Here is a 25,200-nt window from a genome sequence, read left to right as displayed (position 1 = left end):
TTATAAATTCTATAAAATATTTACATGTTTTTTGTTGAAGTCGTTTTGCCGCTTTCGCTGGCTAAAACTTTTACGTATCGTGTTTCTGAGGCTGAATTTCATTTTATAAAAAAGGGAATGCGGGTTGCAGTGCTATTTGGTAAAAGTAAAATTTATACAGCAATGGTGATTGATCTGCATCAAAACGAACCGGGTTTGTATGAAGCCAAAGAAATACATCAGATATTAGACGAAAAACCTATCGCAACCGAAGTTCAGATAAAACACTGGCTTTGGGTGGCAAATTATTATATGTGCGCTATCGGAGACGTGTATCGTGGCGCTTTCCCTAGTGGGTTGTTGTTGGAGAGTGAAACTATTATTTCGTATAAAGTGGATGCAGTAGTCGATCAGGACGAGCTTACCGATGATGAGTTTTTGGTTTATGAAGCCCTGCAGCAACAAAGTTCTTTAAAGGTTCAGGAGATTATTTCGATGTTAAATAAGAAAAACATTCTTCCTGTTCTTCAAAAAATGATTGCCAGAAATATTATTGTTTTAGAAGAAGAAATCAAAGAGGGATACAAACCAAAACTGGTTCGTTATGTGAAATTACATGCCCAATACGAATCGGATAATGGTTTGGGAGAATTGTTGGAAGTCTTGAAAAATGCCAACAAACAAAAGGAAATCGTACTGTCTTATTTTCAGATTATGGCGTCTGAGAAAAAGCCGATTACCGTAAAAAAACTGGTTGAGGTTTCAAACTCAAGTTCGGCCGTAGTTAAAGCACTGATTGATAAAGAAATTTTTGAAGAATATCTTTTGCAGCAAGACAGAGTTTTGTTTACAGGACAAACAACAGATCAGCAATTGCTATTAAGTGAAGCGCAGGAAAAAGCTTTTACATCGATCAAAGAGAATCTTTTAGAAAAAGAAGTCTGCCTGCTTCATGGGGTTACTTCAAGCGGAAAAACAGAGATTTATATCAAGCTGATCGAAGAGCATCTGGCAACCGGAAGACAGGTTTTGTATCTGCTGCCGGAAATTGCTTTAACCACACAATTGGTTTCCAGATTAAGACTTTATTTTGGAGATAAAGTAGCGGTTTTTCACTCTAAATACAGTAACAACGAAAGAGTAGAGGTTTGGAAACAAACACTTGAAAATTCAGAGAAAGCCCAAATAATAATAGGGGCAAGGTCTGCATTGTTTTTGCCTTTTGATAATTTAGGTTTACTAATCGTAGACGAAGAGCACGAACAAACTTTTAAGCAAACAGATCCTGCACCGCGTTACCATGCCAGAGATGCCGCAATTGTTCTGGCTAACTTTCATAAGGCAAAAGTATTGTTAGGTTCGGCAACACCAAGTATTGAAACCTATTTTAATGCACAGGCAGATAAGTACGGTCTGGTGTCACTTACGGAACGCTACAATAATGTTCGAATGCCGGAAATTGTTCTGGTAGATTTGAAAGACAAGCATTTCAGAAAAAGAATGACGGGGCATTTTAGCGATCTTTTGATTGAAGAAATCGCCGAGGCCTTGTCTTTGGGAGAACAAATAATTTTGTTTCAGAATAGACGTGGGTATTCGCCTGTAATAGAATGTATGACCTGTGGTCATGTACCGCATTGCCAGCAGTGCGATGTAAGTCTGACCTTTCACAAACATAAAAATCAGCTGCGTTGTCATTACTGTGGGTATTCGATTGCTAAACCAACGCATTGTCACAGCTGTTCCAGTATTGATCTGACCACTAAAGGATTCGGTACGGAGCAAATTGAGCAGGAGTTGCTTACTCTTTTTCCTAAAGCTAAAACGGGCCGAATGGATCAGGATACAACCCGCGGCAAGTATGGTTTTGAAAAAATAATAGACTCGTTTAAAAATCGTGAAATCGATATTTTGGTTGGAACACAAATGCTGGCCAAAGGACTGGATTTTGATAATGTGAGCCTGGTGGGGATCATGAATGCCGATAATATGTTGCATCATCCTGATTTTAGAGCTTTTGAACGCAGTTATCAAATGATGACACAGGTTGCGGGAAGAGCCGGAAGATCAGAAAAACAAGGAAAAGTTGTCATTCAAACCTACAACCCAAATCACAATACGATTCAGCAGGTTACCAACCATAATTATATAGGTATGTATAAGGAGCAATTGTATGATCGTCAGATTTACAAATACCCGCCTTATTTCAGAATTATAAAACTGACTTTAAAGCATCGTGATTTCGATAAATTAAAGGAAGGATCGATGTGGTTGTATCAGGTTTTGAGTCAGAATTTAAATATGCCGGTATTGGGGCCTGAAGAGCCTGCTATCAGCAGAATCAGGAATGAGTATATCAGAACCATTCTGATCAAGATACCGCAGAACCTGCATTTGGTCAATACGAAAAAAACTATTCAGAAAATGCTGAATAGTTTTGAAGCTGTGGCTCAGTACAGAGCTATAAAGGTTGTTGCAAACGTTGACTTTTATTAATTAAGACGACGTTGATAATGCTTTTACTAAATCTTCTTTTTTGTTTCGGCTAAGCGGAATTTTGGTAATACCGATCTCGGCAAATTTACTGTTAAAGCGTTCTACTTTATCGATGTTAATAATATAGGACTTGTGTACGCGAATGAATTTTTCTTTTGAAAGATCATTTTCAAAAGATTTCATGGTCGAAAGTACCAGGTTGCTATCGTCTTCGGTAACCACTCTTACATAATCACCAAAAGCTTCTATCCATTTGATTTTTGCTGTAAATATTTTGAGTTTTTTAAGATTGCTTTTAATGAATATGTGTTCGCCCTCTTCTTCTTTGATATCTTTTTTTAGCAAATGCATATCAATGGCTCTTTTTACAGAAGCATTAAAACGATCTACGGCAATAGGTTTCTGAAGGTAATCCGTAGCATCATAGTCAAATGCTTTTAAAGCATATTCTGCTTTAGAAGTAATGAATATAATTTGTGGCTTAGATTTTAGCCCGTCAAGAAAATCAAACCCATTAATAACGGGCATTTCTATATCAAGAAATATTAAATCGATATTATTTAGAGAGATACAGCTTTTTGCCTCTATTGCATTAGAAAAATCCCCGATTAAATGCAAACCTGGGTGATTATTAACTAATTTTGCAATAATGGTCCTTTGTATAGAACTATCATCTACAACAACACAGTTTAGTTTCATAACATTAAAATTTAGAATAAATTCAGGATAGCAATAGTAAATGTATTATTTTTTTAAGAAAAAAACTAAAATCGGCATGTATTTTTTGTTGTACAACGAATAAAAGTAAAAAAGTGTTGTATATTTAAATTTTATGGTTACTTTTGCACCCAATTTTAACAAATAAATATTGTATTTATGAATCATTATGAAACTGTTTTCATTTTAAATCCCGTTTTATCTGAGGTTCAGGTGAAGGAAACAGTAACGAAATTTGAAGAATTTCTTACTAGTAGAGGAGCTGAAATGGTATCGAAAGAGGATTGGGGTCTTAAAAAAATGGCTTACGAAATCCAAAACAAAAAAAGTGGTTTTTACCACTTATTCGAATTCAAAGTATCTGGAGAAGTTCTAATTGCTTTTGAAACTGAATTTAGACGTGACGAAAGAGTTATGCGTTTCTTAACTGTAAGTTTAGACAAACATGCTATTTCATGGGCGGAAAGAAGAAGAGCTAAATTAAAATCTACTAAAGCGTAATTATTATGTCTACAATCGAGCAATCTGCAAAAGGAAAAAAAGACGGAGATATCAGATATTTAACGCCTTTAAACATTGAAACTAACAAAACTAAAAAGTATTGTCGTTTCAAAAAATCAGGAATCAAATACATCGATTATAAAGATGCTGATTTCTTATTGAAATTCGTAAATGAGCAAGGAAAAATTCTTCCTCGTCGTTTAACTGGAACTTCATTAAAATACCAAAGAAAAGTTTCTGTAGCTGTAAAAAGAGCTCGTCACTTAGCTTTAATGCCATACGTGGCCGATTTATTAAAATAATTAAAAACTCTAGTCGCTGGTTTCTGTTCAGTCAGAACCTAACTTCTAAAATATAAGGACAACAACATGGAACTTATTTTAAAACAAGACGTACAAAACTTAGGATTTAAAGATGATGTAGTATCTGTAAAACCTGGTTACGGTCGTAACTTTTTAATTCCTCAAGGTTTTGCTACTTTAGCAACTCCTTCTGCTAAAAAAGTTTTAGCTGAAAATCTAAAACAAAGAGCACACAAAGAAGCTAAAGTGGTTGCTGATGCAAAAGCATTAGCTGAAACTTTAAAAGCTCTTGAAATTAAACTTACTGCAAAAGCTGGTGGAGAGAAACTTTTTGGTTCTATCACAAACATCGACATTGCTGAAGCTTTAGAGAAATCAGGTAACGCTATTGATAGAAAATTCATCACTAGTGGTATCGTAAAACGTACTGGAAAATATACAGCTAGCATCCGTTTACACAGAGATGTTATTGTTGAATTAGCATACGAGATTATCGCTGAAAAATAACATTTTGTTAACTTCTTGTTAATAAAATATAAAAACCACTCCTAGGAGTGGTTTTTTTTTGCCTAATTTTGAGAGGAATAACATTCTCAAAACCAGGAAAATGAAAAAAATCTTTGCATTATTACTAGGTGTGTTTGCCATAACCACTGCTATCGGGCAAACCACAACGTCGAGTATTAAGGGGATTATCAAGAGTTCTACCAACGAACTTTTGCCCGGTGCTACTATCCTAGCAATCCATACCCCTACAGGAAGTAAATATTCAGCCGTTTCCAACGAAGACGGAAGGTTTAATATTTTGAACATGAGAATTGGAGGTCCCTACAAAATTGTAGTGACTTTTGTAGGCTTTCGAAATCACGAATATACAGACTTGAATCTCGATCTGGGGAAACCTTTTAATCTTGATGTTGTTTTGGAAGATGAAAGCCAGACATTGGAAGAGGTGAAAATTGTTTCTAAGGATAAAGTTTTTAAAAGCGGAAAAACGGGAGCCGAAACTACCATTGGAAAAAGGGAGTTAACAGCTTTGCCTACCATTTCCAGATCGGCAGAAGATTTCACGCGTTTGGAGCCCACTGCAAGCGGGGGATCTTTTGGAGGAAGAAACGATCAGTATAACAACTACTCATTAAACGGTGCGGTATTTAATAATCCGTTTGGACTGGATGCTGCAACACCAGGAGGGCAGACAGGATTACAGCCTATTTCGCTTGATGCAATCGAGCAGATTCAGGTAGCGACAGCTCCATACGATGTTACTTTATCGGGTTTTACCGGAGCTTCGGTCAATGCGGTTACCAAGTCGGGTACAAACGAGTTTCATGGTACAGCCTACGGTTTTTACAGAAATCAGGATTTGACGGGAAGTAAAATAAAAGGAGAAAAAATATTCGTGCCTACTTTAGAGCAGACCCAGGCGGGTTTTAGCTTAGGTGCTCCAATTATTAAAGACAAACTGTTTATTTTTGGGAACTTTGAAATTGACAAACGAAGCGATTTAGGATCCAATTTCGTGGCCAATAATAATGACGGCGTAACCGGAATTAATGAATCAAGGGTTATGGAGTCTGATTTAATTGCGGTTTCAAGTGCTTTGGCCAAGTTAGGGTACGATACAGGACCTTATCAGGGTTTCAAACACGAGTCCAATTCGAATAAAGGGATCATAAAGGTAGATTGGAATATAAACGACAATCATAAACTGGCGGTTATTTACAATTTTCTGGATGCTTCCAAAGACAAACCGGCACACCCAACAGCTTTGGGTTTCAGAGGGCCGAATGCTTCCATTTTACAGTTTAGAAATGCAGGGTATCAGATCAATAATAACCTGAGTTCTTTCCTTGTTGAATTAAACTCAAAATTCAGTGAATCGGTTTCCAATAAACTGCAGGCCGGATATTCACATTTTAACGATTACAGAGTGCCATTTTCAGTTCCGGCCCCTGTCATTAATATTCAGGATGGAGCGGGTTCCAATTATATTATTGCCGGACATGAACCTTTTTCTATTAATAATACTTTAGATCAGAAAGTAATTCAGATTACCAACAATCTGAGTTATAATGTGGGTAAACATGCCTTTACTTTTGGGGCTTCGTTTGAGAAATTTAAGTTCGCGAACTCCTTTAATCTGGCCGGTTATGACAATTTTGGAAATCCAAACGGATATGCCGGAACCTTTTTTACACCTTATTTTACAACGCAGGATTTTTTAAATGATGCTGCCAAACCTTTTGCGACCAGTATTATCGCGCAGAATTTGAAGTATGCTCAGGATGTTTTTGCAGCTAAAAGCAATTTTGAGGTGGGAAGTAATGGAGGATGGAAATTGGCTGAATTAAATGTAGGACAATTGGCATTTTATGCCCAGGACGACATCAGTATCGGAGATGATTTTAAGCTGTCGTTGGGATTAAGAATCGATAAACCCTTGTATTTCAATACTGCCGATTTGATTCAGAAATACATAGATACGGATAATGGCGGAGGCAAAAGAAATAACAATACCGATTATTTTAATCCGCAAACGGGTCAGGCTGTTAAGTTAATTTCTACCGATTTACCTAGTGACCGAATTTTATGGTCGCCTAGAATTGGTTTCAACTGGGATGTTAATGGTGATGCTACTTCGCAGCTTCGTGGAGGCTCGGGAGTTTTTACCGGAAGAATTCCTTTTGTATGGTTAGGCAATCAGGTGAGCGGTGCCGATGACAGCTTTTTCCAGATTATGGATCCGGATTATAAATGGCCACAGGTTTGGAGAACGAGCCTCGGATTTGATCACCGATTTGAGAGCAATTATATCGTAACGGCAGATTTGTCTTATAATAGAGATATCAATGCGGTACACGTTCAGAATTGGGGATTAAAAGCACCAACCGGTACATTGGCGGGTGTAGACAACAGATCTATTTATCTGGCGGCAGATAAAGGAGCAAACAATGCTTATGTAATGACAAATTCAGATAAGGGGAGTGCTTTTAATGCGACGCTAAAAGTGCAGAAAAACTTTGAAAATGGTCTTTATGCCAGTGTGGCTTATAATTATCTGAAATCGAAGGATGTGAACTCTATCGAAGCTGAAATTACAGGAGATGCTTTTGCTTTTAATCCGGCTTTAGGAAATGTAAACAATGATGTACTTTCGAATTCTAAATACGGAGACAATCATCGTTTTATAGCAGTAGGTTCTAAAAAATTGAAGTATGGAAAAGACAAATGGGCAACAACGGTTTCTGCTGTTTTTGAATATGCCCAGGGAGGACGTTTTAATTATACGTATGGAGGGGATATTAACGGAGACGGGTCTACAGTAAACGATTTAATTTATATCCCTACAACAGCTGAAATAGCGCTAATGAATTTTAGTGCAGCGGGAGAAGGAGCTGCTTTTGATCAATTTATTGCTCAGGATAAATATATGAAAAACCGAAGAGGGCAGTATGCAGAACGTTATGGTGCTCTATCTCCGTGGAGAGGAAGATGCGATCTGAAGATACTGCAGGATTATAACTTCAAAATTTCTTCGGCTTCTGATAAAAAGAATACGATTCAGTTTAGTATCGATGTTTTGAATTTTGGAAACCTGCTAAATTCAGACTGGGGAGTGGTTCAGGTGCCTACAAGCGTTCAGCCTATCGGGGTGAAAGTTGTTGGAAATACACCAACCTATACTTTTAACGGAACGCAGACCAAAACGTTTAATTATGATGCCAGTTTAATGTCGAGATGGCAGGCGCAATTTGGTATACGATACATTTTTTAGTAAAGCAAAAAAAGTCATAAATTTGCCCTCGCATTTGCGGGGGCTTTTTTTATGGATACGAAAAAAGTTCCGGAATTTTATACAAGCTCTTTTAAGAGTGTTTAACACAAGAAAAATAATGAAATACGCAAGATTAACAAAAGAGCAATTTGATGAATTGCACGCAGAATTTGCCAGCTTTTTGGCAACGCAGGCTATTGATAAGGCAGAGTGGGATGCTCTTAAAGTAAATAAACCGGAAGTTGCGGAGCAGGAACTGGATGTTTTTTCGGATTTGATCTGGGAAGGCGTTTTGTCGAGAGCAGAATTTTTGGAGCATTTTTCTAGAAACCATATCTTTTTGTTTCAATGTTTTGAAACTCATGTGCAGTCTATAGTGTTAAAAGCGTTGGTTGCTGAAACTGATTTTCTGACCAAAGAAGGTTTGCAATGGCTGTCGGATAATATGTTTACCGAAAATATAGAAATGAAAGTGGGTAAAAAAGTATTTACAGAAGATCGAAATGCTTCTATTTTTGAATTAATTCAGCAAGGAGCATTCTTAAGTGACGGACAATTGTTTAAGCAAATTAATTCGATTATTGAATCGTAATTGCTCTTTTTGAAGATTTAAAGGTTTGAAATAGGTAAACGTTTGATATTTAAATGTTTACCTATTTTTTATTTTTTTAACTTTTGTTTAATTTTTAATGTTTTTTTTACCCGTATTTCTACGCATTTTTTCTGAATAATTTAAAAAAAGCAGCTCTTTCTTGTCAATTTTATGATTTGCTTTCCGTTTATGCTGTTTTTGCATAATTTTAATCGATTACCTTGTTATTTTGTAGTCTTTTTTGTTCTTTTTCATAGAGCAAAGAAAAATAAAAATATTTTTTAACATTTTATTTTAGCTTCATTTTACGTTATAAAGGCAGGTTTTTCCGATGATTTGCATGTTTTTCGAATTTGATATTTGTGCTAAATTTGAAAAACAGTAAAATTATACTTGTTTCGTATGCTCCTTTTTTCTAATTTTAGTATTGAAAAAGTTAAACAAAACTTTTTGATCCTTTTTTCCAAAAACATCGATTTAATATATTTTTAATAAAGCAAGTGGTGTTTTTGTACCGTTATCTAGAGTTGAAGTTTTTTATAATAACTTAATTAGTTTGCGTATGGAATTGATCACTACTTTCTTTATCAAGTTTGCATTAGGTTTTCGTATTATTTTAGCTTTGTCTTATAAGAGTTTGAATAAAATTGAATTTATCATCAAATTGAATTTTTGTTCCACTTCAAACTTATTTCATCAATTTTCCAATTCTGTTATTTTTTCATTTTCAAATCCCAATCGGGGGTTTGTCGATGAGGCGTATTGTCGTGTTTAAATTTTTTTAAATACAGACTGCGTTTTTTAAAATGAACTGATTCAATTTTTAGAGTTCTGTTCTAAAAGAAACAAAGTTTATAAAAAGAATTAATCAGCTTTTTATAGATATTGAATCATACTATATATGCTGTAGAACTCCCCGGTTCTTCCAAACGTATATTTTCTTTTATGAAAATTGGTTACAACAAATCATTCTTTACGGAATGCTGATTTAGAATCAGTATTTCCCAAATTTATTGGTATGTCTTTTATTCGAAAAAGAATAGGAGCGGTTCTTTAGTATGCTTCTGTATACTCGGTGCAACATGATTTTTTACTGAAATGTTGTTTACATTCTTAGTATTCTGGGAGTCTAAATTTTATTTCAACAAGTTGATTATTAGTGTTTTTTTTTGAAATTGCCTAAGCATAGCTGCTTATCGCAAGAGGTATTTTATTGTCCATTTTCTAATCTTCCAAATTATGAAAAAAAATTTTACTTTTTATGATCTCCTTGTGAAGAGGAGATTATTGGGGTTATTGTTTTTACTGCTGTTTTGCAATCAAAACTTTGCCCAGACTTTTTGTAGACCCATCTCCCATACGAGCAGTAGAGCAGGAGTATGTTTGGGGACTACGGAGGTCCTAAACCCAACCTTAGCCTATGATGCAAGTACGACTACGTTTGCATCATTGACGAATGCATTGGGAGTACTTTGCTCTGTTCAGGAAACGGTGAAATTTGGTCAGATGGCAAAAGCCGGTGACCAGATTGTGATCGTTTACGGATCAAATGCAGATTTGTTGGATGTTGGTTTAGTAGCCAACACCACTATCCAGCCCAGTAATTCGGTGGCGGGTACAAGCAGTACGGCATTGGCTTTAAACAGTCCATTGCTGAATGTAAACGCCATAAGCGGCGCTACTACAGCTACTGTAAAATACACCCTGACAGCTGATGCAGATCAGGTTAAGGTAGAAATAGGCGGACTGCTTAGTGTTCTGACTAATGTGCGAATTTACGATGTGCGATTACAGTTTGCACAACCTACCATTGCCGGAGGAGCAACACAATCTGTTTGTGTAGGACAGTCGATTGCACTTTCTGCAACACCAGCTGTGGGTACTACATTGGCTTGGTACAGTTCTCCAACCTCTACTACAGCGCTTTCAAATGTAAATACTTTTACAACACCGGCTTTAACCACAAGTACTACTTATTATATAGGTATATCACGAAGCGCCGGTTGTGAAGGAGATCAAAGATTTCCAGTTACAGTTAATGTTCTGGATCCGGTATTGCCAACCATTAGTTCGGTTGGTACCTCAATTTGTTCTTCGGGAGCAACACAAGCAACAACACTATCCGTTATAAATCCGGTACCTGGAACAACTTATTCCTGGTTTAGCGCCGCAACGGGTGGTTCGGCATTAAGTACCGGGAGTACTTATACACCAACTGTTCCAACGGGAACTACGAATTTTTATGTCGAGGCATCCATAGGTGTCTGTAAAACAGCAACACGAACTCCGGTTACGGTTACTTCAACTCCTGTTCCGGGAGTTGCCACTATTTTAACACAGAGTGTAACTATAGTTTCGGGTCAGAATGCAACACTTAGTGCTTCTACTTCAGAACCTGGTGTAACTTTAGATTGGTATGATGTAGCTACAGGAGGCGTTCGATTATTAGGAGACTCCAATAATTTTACAACTCCGGTATTAGTAGCTTCTAAAACCTATTATGTGGAGTCCCGAAACAGTGCGGGAGGCTGCGTTAGTGCAACCAGAGTACCTGTAACGGTAACGGTTATACCTGCTGCTTTAGGTGGTTGTTTAGAAGCCAATAGCCAGCAAACCACTCAGAACGGTTTGTGTCTGCTTTGTTCGTCAAGCGCTCAGAACAATTCTGTTGACGGAAACAGTGCTACTTTCTCTTCTCTAACACTACCGATAGGTTTAGTGAACGGCTGGATTCAGCAAACATTGCAATTTAATAATCCGGGAAAAGCGGGAGATATTATTGATGTTGATCTTGCATTGCCAGGAGGAATTGCAGATCTTAATTTATTAGGAGTAGTTAGTCTTGCAACTTATAATGGAGCAACTTTTAACAACGACAGAAATTTCATTAATAACGCATTGATTTCTTTGCAGTTATTATCCGGAAATAAGTTCAGAGCCACTTTTACTGCTGCAGCCAATTTTGATCGTATCGAAATTAGATTAGGCGGCTTGGTAAGTGCGCTAACGACTTTGGATATTTATCAGGCTACGCATCGTTATAAAGCGCCATCCTTTACCGGAAGTACCACAATTTGTGGCGGACAGACGACTACTTTAACAGCAGACATCGTAGTTGGTGAAAGTGTTAAATGGTATGATGCTTTAACAGGAGGAACTTTATTGGCTAGCACCGCGGCTTATACTACGCCGGCTTTAACGGTAAACACTACGTATTATGTAGAAGTGACCCGCAATGGCTGTGTCAATAGTGAAAGAAACCCGGTTGTGGTTACGGTAAACAATCCGATCGCTCCGACACCGGTATCGGCCAGTCCTGCCAATTTATGCGGGGGAGCTACAACTTCAATAAGTGTTGATTCACCGGTTGTGGGAACTGTTTACAAATGGTACGACGCGAGTACGGGTGGAAATTTAGTGTTTACGGGTACCGTTTTTGCGACACCAAATTTAACCACTACGACTACTTATTATGTCGAAGCTTCAATCGGAACTTGTATAAGTTCAAGTCGTACACCGGTTACCGTTACGGTTAATCCGCGACCTTCGGCACCAGTTGCAGTATCTTCACACGTGATTGTTCAGTCAGGTCAGGATGCAACATTGGCAGTCGTGAGTAGTCCCGGTATCAATCACAATTGGTATGATGCACCAACAGGAGGAACTCTTTTGGCTACTAATGTAAATAGTTATACCCCTAGTCCGGCTTTAACGCTAAGTAAAACATTTTATGTAGAGTCAGTAGATTTAGCTACCGATTGTACAAGCAGCACAAGAACCGCGATCCTTGTTACGGTAATTAGCGGAGTAAATAGCTGTTTGTTGGCCAATTCTCAGGTAACTGCGAAAGGAGGAACCACAAACTGCTTGACCTGTAGCTCTAGTGGAGACGGAAATTCTGTAGACGGAAATTCTGCTACAGCAGCGACTCTTACCATACCTCTTGGTTTAGTAACCGATCATATTCAACAAGATCTAACCTTTCCAACAACAGGGCAGACAGGTGATATTATCGATGTAGAATTGGGAATTCCTGTTGGACTTCTTGATATTAGTGCACTTTCTAATGTTAGCCTGCAAAGTTTTAATTCAGGGGTACCTAACGGTGATTTTAGTACCATTAATAATCTTTTGAATGTTCAGATCTTATCCGGAAATCGTTTCAAAGCAAGTTTTGCAGCAGCGGGTACTTTTACCAGTGTGCGTGTTCGATTAAGCGGATTGGCAACTCTTTTATCAAGTCTGGAGATTTACGAAGCTTCTTATAGATTTGCAAACGCTGTAGTAACAGGAGCAGCCGCACCAATTTGTGCCGGACAAACTGCTTCCTTATCAGCAACTGCAGTTGGTGGAGATACATTTGAATGGTACGATGCTCCAACCGGAGGTAATATAGTAGCGGTTAATCCAACTGCTGCATTGACCACTACAACAACCTTTTATTTGGAAGCAACGCGTGGAGGAACTTGTATCAATACCGTTCGTCAGCCCGTTACGGTGACTGTATTGCCTTTACCGACAGCTACAGATATTAACATCGCAACTCCTTTGACTGCTTCTTGTTCAGGAGGTATTGTTTTGACTCCGACATCAGCTTTAGCGGGAGCAACTTTTAAATATTATTTAGATGGAAATAAAACACAGGAGGCAACCGGAACGATATCCGGAGTTACCTATGTTAAAGATTCCGGAACTGGTGCTCTAACGATAACCGGACTTACTGCGTTAAATTCTCCTCATACCTATTATGTATCTGTGTTTAACAATGGTATCTGTGAGAATGCAAACGGAAGCTTAAAAGCTGTGGTTGTAAACTTCCCAACAGGTTCGGCTTTGACAGTAACACCAACTTTGGCCGGTTGTGCTAAAGTGAATTTAAAAGATGCTATTGTTGGTTTTGATGCAACCACGACTTATACTTTTTATGATTCGTTAAACAATCCAATAACAGATCAGGCCGCTTCAAATATTACAGCAAACGGTAATTATTTTATTCAGGCTCAGGCGAATGGCAGTGATTGTCCATCTGCTAAAGAACCGGTAGCAGTTACCATTAATCCGTTGCCAACCTTAACAGGAGTAACGAGTTCAGTAGTGGTTCCTAAAGGTACTTCTGTAGCTTTAGCAGCAACTTCAAACGGAACAATTACCTGGTACGATCAGCAAGGAAATGTAGTACCTTCCAATAATACAGGACCTTTAAACACAGTAGGTGTTTTTAGTTATACAGTAGTGGCCAGTAACGGAACCTGTACCACAAGTCAGACGATTACGATTAGTGTAATTGATCCTGCTACCTGCGATCCTTTATTAGAAAGAGTTTATGCTACTACACAATCGTCAGACTCTATTATTACAGGAAACGTGAGCAATGGACCATTAGCTGTTGACGGTGATCCAAGTACCCATTCTACCATTACAACCGGTTTAGGACTTTTGGGTATTGGAACAACCTGGCAAAATCTGCAATGGCCAACAACCATTGTCAAAGGAACACCAGTAACGGTAAAAATTGGTTTAGAAAACAGTTTAATTGCTGTGGCCCAAAACATCTCAGTAGTGGGTACTAAACGTGACGGATCTAATAATCCGATCGATATTGGAACTTTACAACCCATAACTGGATCTTTATTAAACTTATTACCTGGAGAAAATTCATTCGAATTTACTTTTGTTCCGTCTAATACTGCCGGACTTCAGGATTATGATGGTATCCGTGTACAATTAGGATCCATTTTAAGCGTAGCACAAAACATTAGTGTATATGACGCTTATTACAAAAAACAAGTAACTCAGATCACTTGCGGACAGGGAGATATCGAAGATGTTTTCTCTGGTGTAAGAGATTTGGGAATAGGAGCATTAACCGCTACAGTGGGAGTTTCAAGCCCATGGAATATAGCCGACAAAGATATTGCCACCTATGCCACTATGTTTAATGCAGTAGGATTATTGGCTGCTGCCGAACTTACTACAACGTTTAGAACTCCTTCTATGGTTGGGGATAGTTTAAGAATTGTAATCTCAAAACCCGGAGTAGTTTTAAATCTTAATTTACTTACCGGATTTTCAATTCAGCTTTATTCCGGAAACATTCCGGTGGGTGCTCCAATTGAAAATACAAGCAGTCTGTTGACTTTAAAACTGCTTTCGGGAGATACAATGGCGATGACTATTGTGGCACCTCAAACGCAGCCTTATGATAAAGTGGTGATCACACTTGGCGGTGTTGCCAGTGTTTTAGATCAGCTTAGAGTACATTCTATTGATCGTGTAACCAATACGAAAGTCATAGGAAGTGACCCTGATAATAAAGTCACGGTCTGCCCCGGCACCGCTATTACACTCGTCGTCCCGCCCAAACCTTGTGCGGATTATGAATGGTACGATTCGCCTACAGGAGGAAATCTTGTAGCCAGTGGACAGACTTATACGCTTCCGGCTACATTGGCAGCAGGAACCTATAAATATTACATTCAGCCTATTCGTTACGGTTGTCCTGCTTTAGAAAGAGGAGAAGTAACTGTGGTTGTAAGAGCTACTGTTCCTGCAGCAACAATAACAAACGTAACTATAAACGGAGGATCAGCTACTATTATTTGTTCAGAAACTGGTACGGTAACCTTAGATGCGGTTTTAAGTGCTACACCAGTACTTACAAATCCGGTATACCACTGGTATAGCTTTGATGGTACAACAAGCCAGTTAATCCCTGGACAAGTAACCTCTAAATTGATCGTGACCGGTTTAGTTCCTGGAACCTATACCTATTATGTTGGGGTAAGTTCAGATGAATTGTGTGAAACTGCTCCTGCAGACAGAAAACAAGTAACCTTTACGATTTTACCAAGTTCTCTGGTAAGCGATATTTCAATAAATAATGCCTCTATTTGTCATGATACGCCAGTGACTTTAACACCATCAAGTATGCTGACGAACCCTGTTTTTGCCTGGTATTTAGATGCTAATAAAACGCAGCCTATTTTTACCGGAACAATTGGAGGAGTGGATTATGCGCTTAGTAGTACAGGAGCTTTAACCGCTACAGGTTTGACACCGGCGATGAGCCCAATGTCTTACTATGTTGCCGTTTCAAGCGATTTTACCTGTCAGAATAAAAATGGAGAGTTGAGATTGGTGACGGTTCTTATTAATGATCCGGCCACACCAACATCTACACCAGCCAATCAAAGTTTCTGTTTGGTTAATGCGCCTACAGTTGCCAATCTTCAGGCCGATCAGGCCAACGTGGTTTGGTACCTTGCAGCAACAGGAGGAACTGCATTAGATCCAACAACAGCTCTGACTACCAGATCTTATTATGGTGCCATCAGAGACCTTAATGGTTGTGAAAGCTCAGTGCGATCAGTAACAGCTGTAACCGTTAGCGATCCGGGTACACCAACCTTGGTAACAGCCGGAACACAAAACTTCTGTTTGGTAAATGCTCCAACATTTGCAAGTGTTCAGTTTAATGAAGCTAATATCGTTTGGTACACTGCTTTGACAGGAGGAACAGTTATTCCATCGACTACAGCTTTAACCAGCGGTACATACTACGCGGTAATCAAAGATCCAACTACGACTTGTGAAAGTGCAGTAAGATTGGCGGTGACTATCAGCGTAACCGATCCGGGTACACCAACCTTAGTAACAGCAGGAACACAAAACTTCTGTTTGGTAAATGCACCAACTTTTGCTAGTGTTCAGTTTAACGAAGCCAATATCGTTTGGTATACCGCTTTAACTGGTGGAACAGTTATTCCATCAACTACAGCTTTAACCAGCGGTACATACTATGCTGTAATCAAAGATCCGACTACGACTTGTGAAAGCGCAGTGAGATTGGCGGTAACCATCAGCGTAACCGATCCGGGTACACCAACCTTAGTAACAGCAGGAACACAAAACTTCTGTTTGGTCAATGCGCCAACATTTGCAAGTGTTCAGTTTAACGAAGCCAATATCGTTTGGTACACCGCTTTAACTGGTGGAACAGTGATTCCATCTACTACAGCTTTAACTAGCGGAACCTATTATGCAGTAATCAAAGATCCAACTACGACTTGTGAAAGCGCAGTGAGATTGGCGGTAACCATCAGCGTAACCGATCCGGGTACACCAACCTTGGTAACAGCGGGCACACAAAACTTCTGTTTGGTCAATGCACCAACTTTTGCTAGTGTTCAGTTTAATGAAGCTAATATTGTTTGGTATACCGCTTTAACTGGTGGAACAGTGATTCCATCAACTACAGCTTTAACCAGCGGTACATATTATGCTGTAATCAAAGATCCGACTACGACTTGTGAGAGCGCAGTAAGATTGGCGGTAACCATCAGCGTAACCGATCCTGGTACACCAACCTTGGTAACAGCCGGAACACAAAACTTCTGTTTGGTCAATGCACCAACATTTGCAAGTGTTCAGTTTAACGAAGCCAATATCGTTTGGTACACCGCTTTAACTGGTGGAACAGTTATTCCATCAACTACAGCTTTAACCAGCGGTACATACTATGCTGTAATCAAAGATCCGACTACGACTTGTGAGAGCGCGGTAAGATTGGCGGTAACCATCAGCGTAACCGATCCTGGTACACCAACTTTGGTAACAGCGGGTACACAAAACTTCTGTTTGGTAAATGCACCAACATTTGCAAGTGTTCAGTTTAATGAAGCCAATATTGTTTGGTACACTGCTTTAACTGGTGGAACAGTGATTCCATCAACTACAGCTTTAACCAGTGGTACATACTACGCTGTAATCAAAGATCCAACTACGACTTGTGAAAGTGCAGTAAGATTGGCGGTGACTATCAGCGTAACCGATCCGGGTACACCAACTTTGGTAACAGCTGGAACACAAAACTTCTGTTTGGTTAATGCGCCAACTTTTGCAAGTGTTCAGTTTAACGAAGCCAATATCGTTTGGTACACAGCTTTAACTGGAGGAACAGTGATTCCATCTACTACAGCTTTAACCAGCGGAACTTATTATGCGGTAATCAAAGATCCAACTACGACTTGCGAGAGCGCAGTGAGATTGGCGGTAACCATCAGCGTAACCGATCCGGGCACACCAACTTTGGTAACAGCCGGCACACAAAACTTCTGTTTGGTAAATGCACCAACTTTTGCAAGTGTTCAGTTTAATGAAGCTAATATTGTTTGGTATACCGCTTTAACTGGTGGAACAGTGATTCCATCTACTACAGCTTTAACCAGCGGTACTTATTATGCTGTAATCAAAGATCCAACTACGACTTGTGAAAGCGCAGTGAGATTGGCGGTAACCATCAGTGTAACCGATCCGGGCACACCAACCTTGGTAACAGCGGGCACACAAAACTTCTGTTTGGTCAACGCACCAACATTTGCAAGTGTTCAGTTCAACGAAGCGAATATCGTTTGGTACACCGCTTTAACTGGTGGAACAGTGATTCCATCTACTACAGCTTTAACCAGCGGTACGTATTATGCTGTAATCAAAGATCCAACTACGACTTGTGAGAGCGCGGTAAGATTGGCGGTAACCATCAGCGTAACCGATCCTGGTACACCAACCTTGGTAACAGCCGGAACACAAAACTTCTGTTTGGTCAATGCACCAACATTTGCTAGTGTTCAGTTCAATGAAGCTAATATCGTTTGGTACACTGCTTTAACTGGTGGAACAGTTATTCCATCAACTACAGCTTTAACCAGCGGTACTTATTATGCTGTAATCAAAGATCCGACTACGACTTGTGAAAGCGCAGTGAGATTGGCGGTAACCATCAGCGTAACCGATCCGGGTACACCAACCTTAGTAACAGCTGGAACACAAAACTTCTGTTTGGTCAATGCACCAACTTTTGCAAGTGTTCAGTTTAACGAAGCTAATATCGTTTGGTACACTGCCTTAACTGGTGGAACAGTAATTCCATCTACTACAGCTTTAACCAGCGGTACATATTACGCAGTAATCAAAGATCCAACTACAACTTGTGAGAGCGCAGTGAGATTAGCGGTAACTATCAGTGTAACCGATCCGGGCACACCAACCTTAGTAACAGCAGGAACACAAAACTTCTGTTTGGTTAATGCGCCAACTTTTGCAAGTGTTCAATTTAATGAAGCTAATATCGTTTGGTATACTGCTTTAACCGGTGGAACAGTGATTCCATCAACTACAGCTTTAACAAGCGGTACGTATTATGCTGTAATCAAAGATCCAACTACGACTTGTGAAAGTGCAGTGAGATTGGCTGTAACCATCAGTGTAACCGATCCGGGTACACCTGTAATTACGAATACGACTCAGAGCTTCTGTTTGATCAATGCACCAACTTTTGCGTCGATCGATGTTAGTCCTGCTGTGGCTGCGAATATTGTTTGGTACACTGCTTTGACAGGCGGAATTTTAATTCCATCTACAACAGCTTTGTCAACCGGAACATATTATGCTGCAATTAAAGATCCAATTACGAATTGTGAGAGTGCGGTAAGATTAGCAGTTAACATTACTGTGACCGATCCGGAAGCACCAATAATTACGAATACGACTCAGAACTTCTGTTTGGTAAACGCACCGACTTTTGCAACAATCGACGTTAGTCCGTCCGTTGCCGCTAACATTGTTTGGTACACTGCTTTGACAGGAGGAACTGTGATTCCATCTACAACAGCTTTAACAACCGGAACCTACTATGCAGCAGAAAAAGATCCTGTGTCAGGATGTGAAAGTACAGCGAGATTGGCGATTAATATCAGTGTAACCGATCCGGGTACACCAACTTTAGTAACAGCGGGTACACAAAACTTCTGTTTGGTAAATGCGCCAACTTTTGCAAGTGTGCAGTTCAACCAGGCTAATATCGTTTGGTACACTGCTTTAACAGGAGGAACCGTGATTCCATCTACTACAGCTTTAACCAGCGGTACGTATTATGCAGTAATCAAAGATCCAACTACGACTTGTGAGAGCGCAGTAAGATTAGCGGTAACCATCAATGTTAGTGATCCGGGTACACCAACCCTAGTAACAGCAGGTACACAAAACTTCTGTTTGGTCAATGCGCCAACTTTTGCAAGTGTTCAGTTCAACGAAGCTAATATCGTTTGGTACACTGCTTTAACAGGAGGAACCGTGATTCCATCAACTACAGCTTTAACTAGTGGTACTTATTATGCTGTGATCAAAGATCCTGTATCAGGATGTGAGAGTGCAGTAAGATTAGCGGTAACCATCAGTGTAACCGATCCGGGTACACCAACTTTGGTAACAGAAGATACACAAAACTTCTGTGCGGTAGATGCACCAACTTTTGCAAGTGTTCAGTTCAATCAAGCCAATATCGTTTGGTACACTGCTTTAACAGGAGGAACCGTTATTCCTTCGACTACAGCTTTAACCAGCGGTACGTATTATGCAGTGATCAAAGATCCTGTAACAGGATGTGAAAGTGCTACCAGATTAGCGGTAACCATTAATGTTATTGATCCGGGTACACCAACCTTAGTAACAGCAGGAACACAAAACTTCTGCGCGGTAAATGCGCCAACTTTTGCAAGCATTCAAACGAATCAAAGCAATATTGTTTGGTATACTGCTTTAACAGGAGGAACGCTTATTCCATCCACTACAGTTTTAACCAGCGGTACGTATTATGCAGCCATAAAAGATCCTGTATCAGGATGCGAAAGCAAAGTGAGATTGGCAGTAACCATCAATGTTAGTGATCCGGGTACACCGACTTTAGTAACAGCAGGAACACAAAACTTCTGTGCGGTAAATGCGCCAACTTTTGCAAGCATTCAAACGAATCAAAGTAATATCGTTTGGTGCACTGCTTTAACCGGAGGAACCGTTATTCCATCAACTACAGCTTTAACCAGCGGTACTTATTATGCAGTAATAAAAGATCCTGTATCAGGATGTGAAAGTGCAACCAGATTAGCGGTAACCATCAATGTTACTGATCCGGATACACCAACAACAACAGCTGCTACTCAGGTATTCTGTTCAGGAAATAACCCAACAGTGGCCGATATTCAGGTAAACGGAAGCAACATCGTGTGGTATACATCCGCAACAGGAGGTACTCCAGTTGCAGCAACTACAGCACTGGTAAATGGAGATTATTATGCAGTGATAAAAGATCCGGTATCTGGTTGTGAAAGCAGTATCCGACTAAAAGTTACGGTTACTGTAGGAACTTCAAATAATCCTACCACAACAGCTTCTTCTCAGAACTTTTGTTCAACGAGTGCTCCAACCTTTGCGAGTATTCAGGTAAACGAAAGCAATGTAGCATGGTTTAGCAGTGCAACTGGCGGAACAGCAATTCCGTTAACTACAGCTTTAACCAGCGGTACTTATTATGGAGAAATTACAGATCCGGCAACCGGTTGTAAAAGCGCTACTCGTTTGCAGGTTTCGGTTACTATTGTTAATCCGATGCCTACGCCAACTACCACTTCAGCAGTTCAGAATTTCTGTTCTGTAAGTGCAGCAAAAGTTTCAGACATTCAGGTAAACGAACCAAATGTAATCTGGTACAGTACTGCAACAGGAGGAACACCAATTCCATCTACAACAGCTTTAGTGAGCGGTAATTACTACGGAGTTATTGCAAGCGGTTCAGGTTGCGAGAATCCGGTAAGATTACTGGTTACCGTGAATGTAAATACACCGGGAACTGTTACTACGCCAAGAACGACGCAAGTATTCTGTTTGTCATCAAATCCAACCATTCAGAATATCGTAGTTAATGAGCCAAATGTAGTATGGTATGCTTCAGCAACAGGAGGAACACCATTGCCAGTCAATACGCCTTTAACAGCTACAACCTATTATGCAGGTACACTTAGTAATGTTACAAATGGTTGCGATAAAGCGGCCAGATTAGGTGTAACCGTTGCTTTTGATAATGATGCTCTGGTGCCTATTACCAGTACAGATGATACACCATGTGTATTCCAGGGAGTAACCTATTCAATTGCCAATGGAAAATCAAACTATGTATGGTCGGTTACTAACGGAACAATTACTTCCGGAGGAGGAGCTAATGATGGGACAGTAACGATTTCATGGTCTGATATCGGACCTGGAAGAGTGGTGGTCGAGTACATTAATACTTGTGACGAGAGAACTACGAAATCATTAAATGTAGTTGTAGCAACTTGTTCTGACTTAACGATAACCAATACAGTAAGTAACTCGACACCTAATTTTGGTGACCAGATTACCTTTACAGTAACCGTTAATAATGTGGGTCAGGGTAATTTTATAAATACAATCGTAAGTGATTTATTGCCTAGTGGATACGATTTAGTAAGCGCATCTACGACTGCAGGAACCTACAATTTGACGACACAACTCTGGACAATTCCAACATTGAATGCAGGTCAAAGTGTAGTACTTACCATTGTGGCAGAAGTGTTACCTAGCGGTAAATACTTAAGTGTTGCAACTGTTGAGACATCGACTCCGTTAGATGTAGATGCATCAAATAATTCGGCTTCAGTTTCTGTTGATCCAATTTGTTTGACCGTTTACAATGAGTTTACGCCAAATAATGATGGAGCTAATGATCTTTTCAGAATAGATTGTATCGAAACTTATCCAAACAATGAGTTGAAAGTGTATAACAGATACGGTTCATTAGTATATAGTAAACAACATTATGAAAATGATTGGGACGGAACCGCCAATGTTTCCGGAGTTATTAATAGAGGAGATATGTTGCCAACAGGTACTTATTTCTACGTAATAGCGATTGGAGACGGAACGGTTAAAAAAGGTTGGTTGTCTATAATGAGATAAGCAGCTGTATTAATCATCTAATAAATTAAACTTAATAAGTATCGTTATGAAACTATATATAAAATCATTAGAAACGTATTTCATTTTAATATGTTCTTTTATCACAGTTTGCGTCAGTGCCCAACAGGACCCGGAGTACACGCAATACATGTACAATACGATGTCAGTAAACCCGGCTTATGCCGGGTCTACAGGAACCTTAGAGGCAACACTTTTGCACCGTTCGCAATGGGTTGGAATAGATGGAGCACCAGAAACACAATCGTTTTCTGCTCATTCACCGCTTCTAAACGAGATGATTGGTTTAGGGCTAAGTGTCGTTAACGACAAAATTGGTCCCTCAAACGAATTGTATATTGACGGAAACTTCTCTTATTCAATTCCTTTAGGATATGAAAAAAGACTGGCTTTTGGTTTAAAAGCAGGGATGAGAATGTTAGACGTAGATTGGTCTAAAGGAAGATTCTACAACAGCAATGATGTATTACTGAATCAGAATATTAACAATCAGATGAAACTGGCTGTAGGAGCAGGGGTTTACTATTATACCGACAAATGGTATGTGGGTCTTTCCGTTCCAAGTTTTATTCAAAGTGATTATTATGATGATATTCAGGAATCAATATCTTACGATCGCCTGCATTATTACTTAATGGGAGGTTATGTTTTTGATCTGAATCCAAACTTAAAGTTTAAACCGGCATTTTTAGTAAAGGCAGTGAGTGGAGCACCACTTACTGCCGATATTTCGGCGAACTTTATGATTGCAGAAAAATTTGTAATCGGTGCATCCTATCGAACAGATGATTCGTTAAGCGCCTTGGCAGGTTTTCAGATCTCCAGAAGTTTTTACATCGGATATGCTTTTGATTATACCGTAAGTGACCTGAACAAATACAACGATGGATCTCATGAGATCATTCTGCGTTATCAGTTTACTAAAAAACAAAGTAAAATCAAATCACCTCGATTCTTCTAAAACAGAAACCCTATGAAAAAACTATATATCCTCAGTTTGCTCTTGAGCATTACGTTTAGTTTTGCACAAAAGACCAATTTAAAAAAGGCCGATGCATTGTTTAGGAATTATTCCTATTTAGATGCATCAAAGGCCTATGAAGAATGTTTGCAGAATATTGAGAATCCATCAGCGCAGACCATTAAAAATGCCGCAGATTCGTATTACTTTATTTCCGATGCAAGAAATGCCCTTAGATGGTATAGAAGATTGTATCAGGTACAGGGTAATAACTTGACCGACATTTATTACCTGCGCTACATTCAGTCTATGAAAGCCGTTATGGATTATGAGGAAGCCGATAAAATCACCAAAGAATACCTTAACAAAAAGGGAGATCAAAAAGAGATCAATCGGTATGTTGCTCAGAAAAAGTACATAGACAGTCTTGCCAAAACAAAGTCACTTTATGAAGTTAGAAATTTAGACATCAACACCAGTAAGTCTGATTTTGGAGCTACTTTTTTTCAGGATCGAATTGTATTTTCATCAGCAAGAGACACCACAAAATTTGCGGATAAACTCTACAATTGGAACAATCAGCCTTTTTTGAATTTGTATGTAGCCGAGAGAAATCCTGCCGACGGGAGCCTGTTCAATGACAAATTGTTTATGCCAAACGTCATGACTAAATATCATGAAGCCACAGCCTCTTTTGATGCCAGCGGAAAAACAATTTACTATTCTACCAATATTGTCAAGAAAAACCGATTGGTAGTATACCAGGACAGAATCAATAACTTTCAGATTCTAAAAGGATCTATAATCAATGAAAAAGTTGAAAACCCGCAGAAAATTTTCTTTGACAGTGACGATTATTCCGTTGGGCATCCTAGTTTAAGCGATGACGGCAGCATGCTTTTCTTTGCTTCAGATATGCCGGGAGGTTATGGTGAAACCGATTTGTATGTGGTACAAATCGCTAAAGACGGAACCATGAATTCTCCAAAGAATTTAGGACCAAAAATCAATACCATAGGAAATGATCTTTTTCCATTTTTTCGAAACGGAGTATTGTATTTCTCTTCCGACGGACATTATGGTTTAGGCGATTTGGATGTATACGAAAGCAAACTTTTGTCGGATGGAAGTTTTTCGACACCGCAAAATTTGGGAACTCCGGTAAACAGTAACAAAGACGATTTTACTTTTATAATTGATAAGGCCGGAAGTTATGGGTATGTGTCTTCAAACAGAGCCGGAGGAAAAGGCGATGATGACATTTATTCGTTTACAAAAGGACAGCCGGTTTGCAATCAGAACATTTCGGGTAAAGCAATCGATCATAAAACAAAAGCATTGCTGTCAGATGTTACTATAGTCGCTTACGATCCTTATAATGCGGTTCTGGCCGAAACAAAAACAAACTTTGACGGGAAATATGCAATCACAGTTCCTTGCAACAAAACCGTACGTTTGCAGGCTTCAAAATTTAATTACAGTGACGACGAAAAAACGGTCGCAACCACCAAAGTAAATGAAGCCGAAATTACCAATGTTGACTTTGAACTGAGTAATTATGATGATCTCGTAGTAAAGAAAGCAGGAGTTGAAAAGGTAGATGTCAATCCGATCTATTTCGACTATGACAAATACGACATTACACCTCTGGCAGCCGCCGAACTGGAGAAAGTAGTTTTCATCATGCGAAAATTTCCTAAAATCCGAATCAAAATTGAGTCACACACAGACTCCAGAGGTAAAGATGCTTATAACTTGAAACTTTCTGACAACAGAGCCAAATCAACTCGGGATTACATTCTTTCTCAGGGAATTGATGCTTCAAGAATTGAAAGTGCTATCGGTTACGGAGAGACCCGCTTAGTCAACAAATGTAAAAATGGTGTAAAATGTACCGAAGCAGAACATTTGTTAAACAGACGCTCAGACTTTATTATAATCCAGAAATAACGCTCCATTTCTATTTTGATACCATGCTTATTAAGATACAAATGGAACAGAAAGAGACCATTTGGAAGTTGGTTTTTATTAATTCTTTTTACGAAGA

At 39.2% G+C, this 25,200-nt stretch carries 10 protein-coding genes; 9 read left to right on the top strand and 1 reads right to left on the bottom strand.

What is annotated here, in order from left to right:
- The first annotated feature begins 24 nt into the window (after window positions 1–24).
- A complete protein-coding gene (priA, locus tag ACN1CN_RS02710) occupies window positions 25–2,475 on the top strand; it encodes a replication restart helicase PriA (RefSeq protein WP_419134569.1) in 2,451 nt (816 codons plus the stop codon).
- On the opposite strand, the gene ACN1CN_RS02705 is transcribed toward priA, so the two are convergent.
- Window positions 2,476–3,174: a LytR/AlgR family response regulator transcription factor gene (locus ACN1CN_RS02705; RefSeq protein WP_173966876.1), complete on the bottom strand. Its 699-nt coding sequence runs from the start codon at window positions 3,172–3,174 to the stop codon at window positions 2,476–2,478.
- Between the two features lie 177 nt (window positions 3,175–3,351).
- Between ACN1CN_RS02705 and rpsF the strand changes: the two genes are divergently transcribed.
- The 8 genes from rpsF (at window position 3,352) to ACN1CN_RS02665 (ending at window position 25,103) form a co-directional block, all read left to right on the top strand.
- Window positions 3,352–3,693 carry a 30S ribosomal protein S6 gene (rpsF, locus tag ACN1CN_RS02700; RefSeq protein WP_041518692.1) on the top strand — a complete coding sequence of 114 codons (342 nt, stop codon included), beginning with the start codon at window positions 3,352–3,354 and terminating at the stop codon, window positions 3,691–3,693.
- Window positions 3,694–3,698: 5 nt separating this feature from the next.
- Window positions 3,699–3,995, top strand: coding sequence for a 30S ribosomal protein S18 (gene rpsR, locus ACN1CN_RS02695; RefSeq protein WP_002987043.1), 297 nt, complete (start codon window positions 3,699–3,701; stop codon window positions 3,993–3,995).
- A gap of 66 nt (window positions 3,996–4,061) precedes the next feature.
- On the top strand, window positions 4,062–4,502 hold the full coding sequence (gene rplI, locus ACN1CN_RS02690) for a 50S ribosomal protein L9 (protein ID WP_173966877.1): 441 nt from the start codon (window positions 4,062–4,064) through the stop codon (window positions 4,500–4,502).
- A 100-nt stretch (window positions 4,503–4,602) separates the two neighbouring features.
- On the top strand, window positions 4,603–7,773 hold the full coding sequence (locus ACN1CN_RS02685) for a TonB-dependent receptor (RefSeq protein ID WP_419134568.1): 3,171 nt from the start codon (window positions 4,603–4,605) through the stop codon (window positions 7,771–7,773).
- A gap of 118 nt (window positions 7,774–7,891) precedes the next feature.
- Complete coding sequence (locus tag ACN1CN_RS02680) at window positions 7,892–8,365, top strand: DUF6495 family protein (protein ID WP_419134567.1); 474 nt, start codon at window positions 7,892–7,894, stop codon at window positions 8,363–8,365.
- Window positions 8,366–9,604: 1,239 nt separating this feature from the next.
- Complete coding sequence (locus tag ACN1CN_RS02675) at window positions 9,605–22,174, top strand: gliding motility-associated C-terminal domain-containing protein (RefSeq protein ID WP_419134566.1); 12,570 nt, start codon at window positions 9,605–9,607, stop codon at window positions 22,172–22,174.
- Between the two features lie 46 nt (window positions 22,175–22,220).
- On the top strand, window positions 22,221–23,153 hold the full coding sequence (locus ACN1CN_RS02670) for a type IX secretion system membrane protein PorP/SprF (protein WP_264523635.1): 933 nt from the start codon (window positions 22,221–22,223) through the stop codon (window positions 23,151–23,153).
- Window positions 23,154–23,165: 12 nt separating this feature from the next.
- A complete protein-coding gene (locus ACN1CN_RS02665) occupies window positions 23,166–25,103 on the top strand; it encodes an OmpA family protein (RefSeq protein WP_419134565.1) in 1,938 nt (645 codons plus the stop codon).
- Window positions 25,104–25,200 lie beyond the last annotated feature (97 nt).

Source organism: Flavobacterium sp. T12S277 (genome assembly GCF_048514875.1).
Classification (GTDB): Bacteria; Bacteroidota; Bacteroidia; order Flavobacteriales; family Flavobacteriaceae; genus Flavobacterium.
Note: the sequence above shows the minus strand (reverse complement) of the source record. Positions and strands in the feature narration are given on the sequence as shown.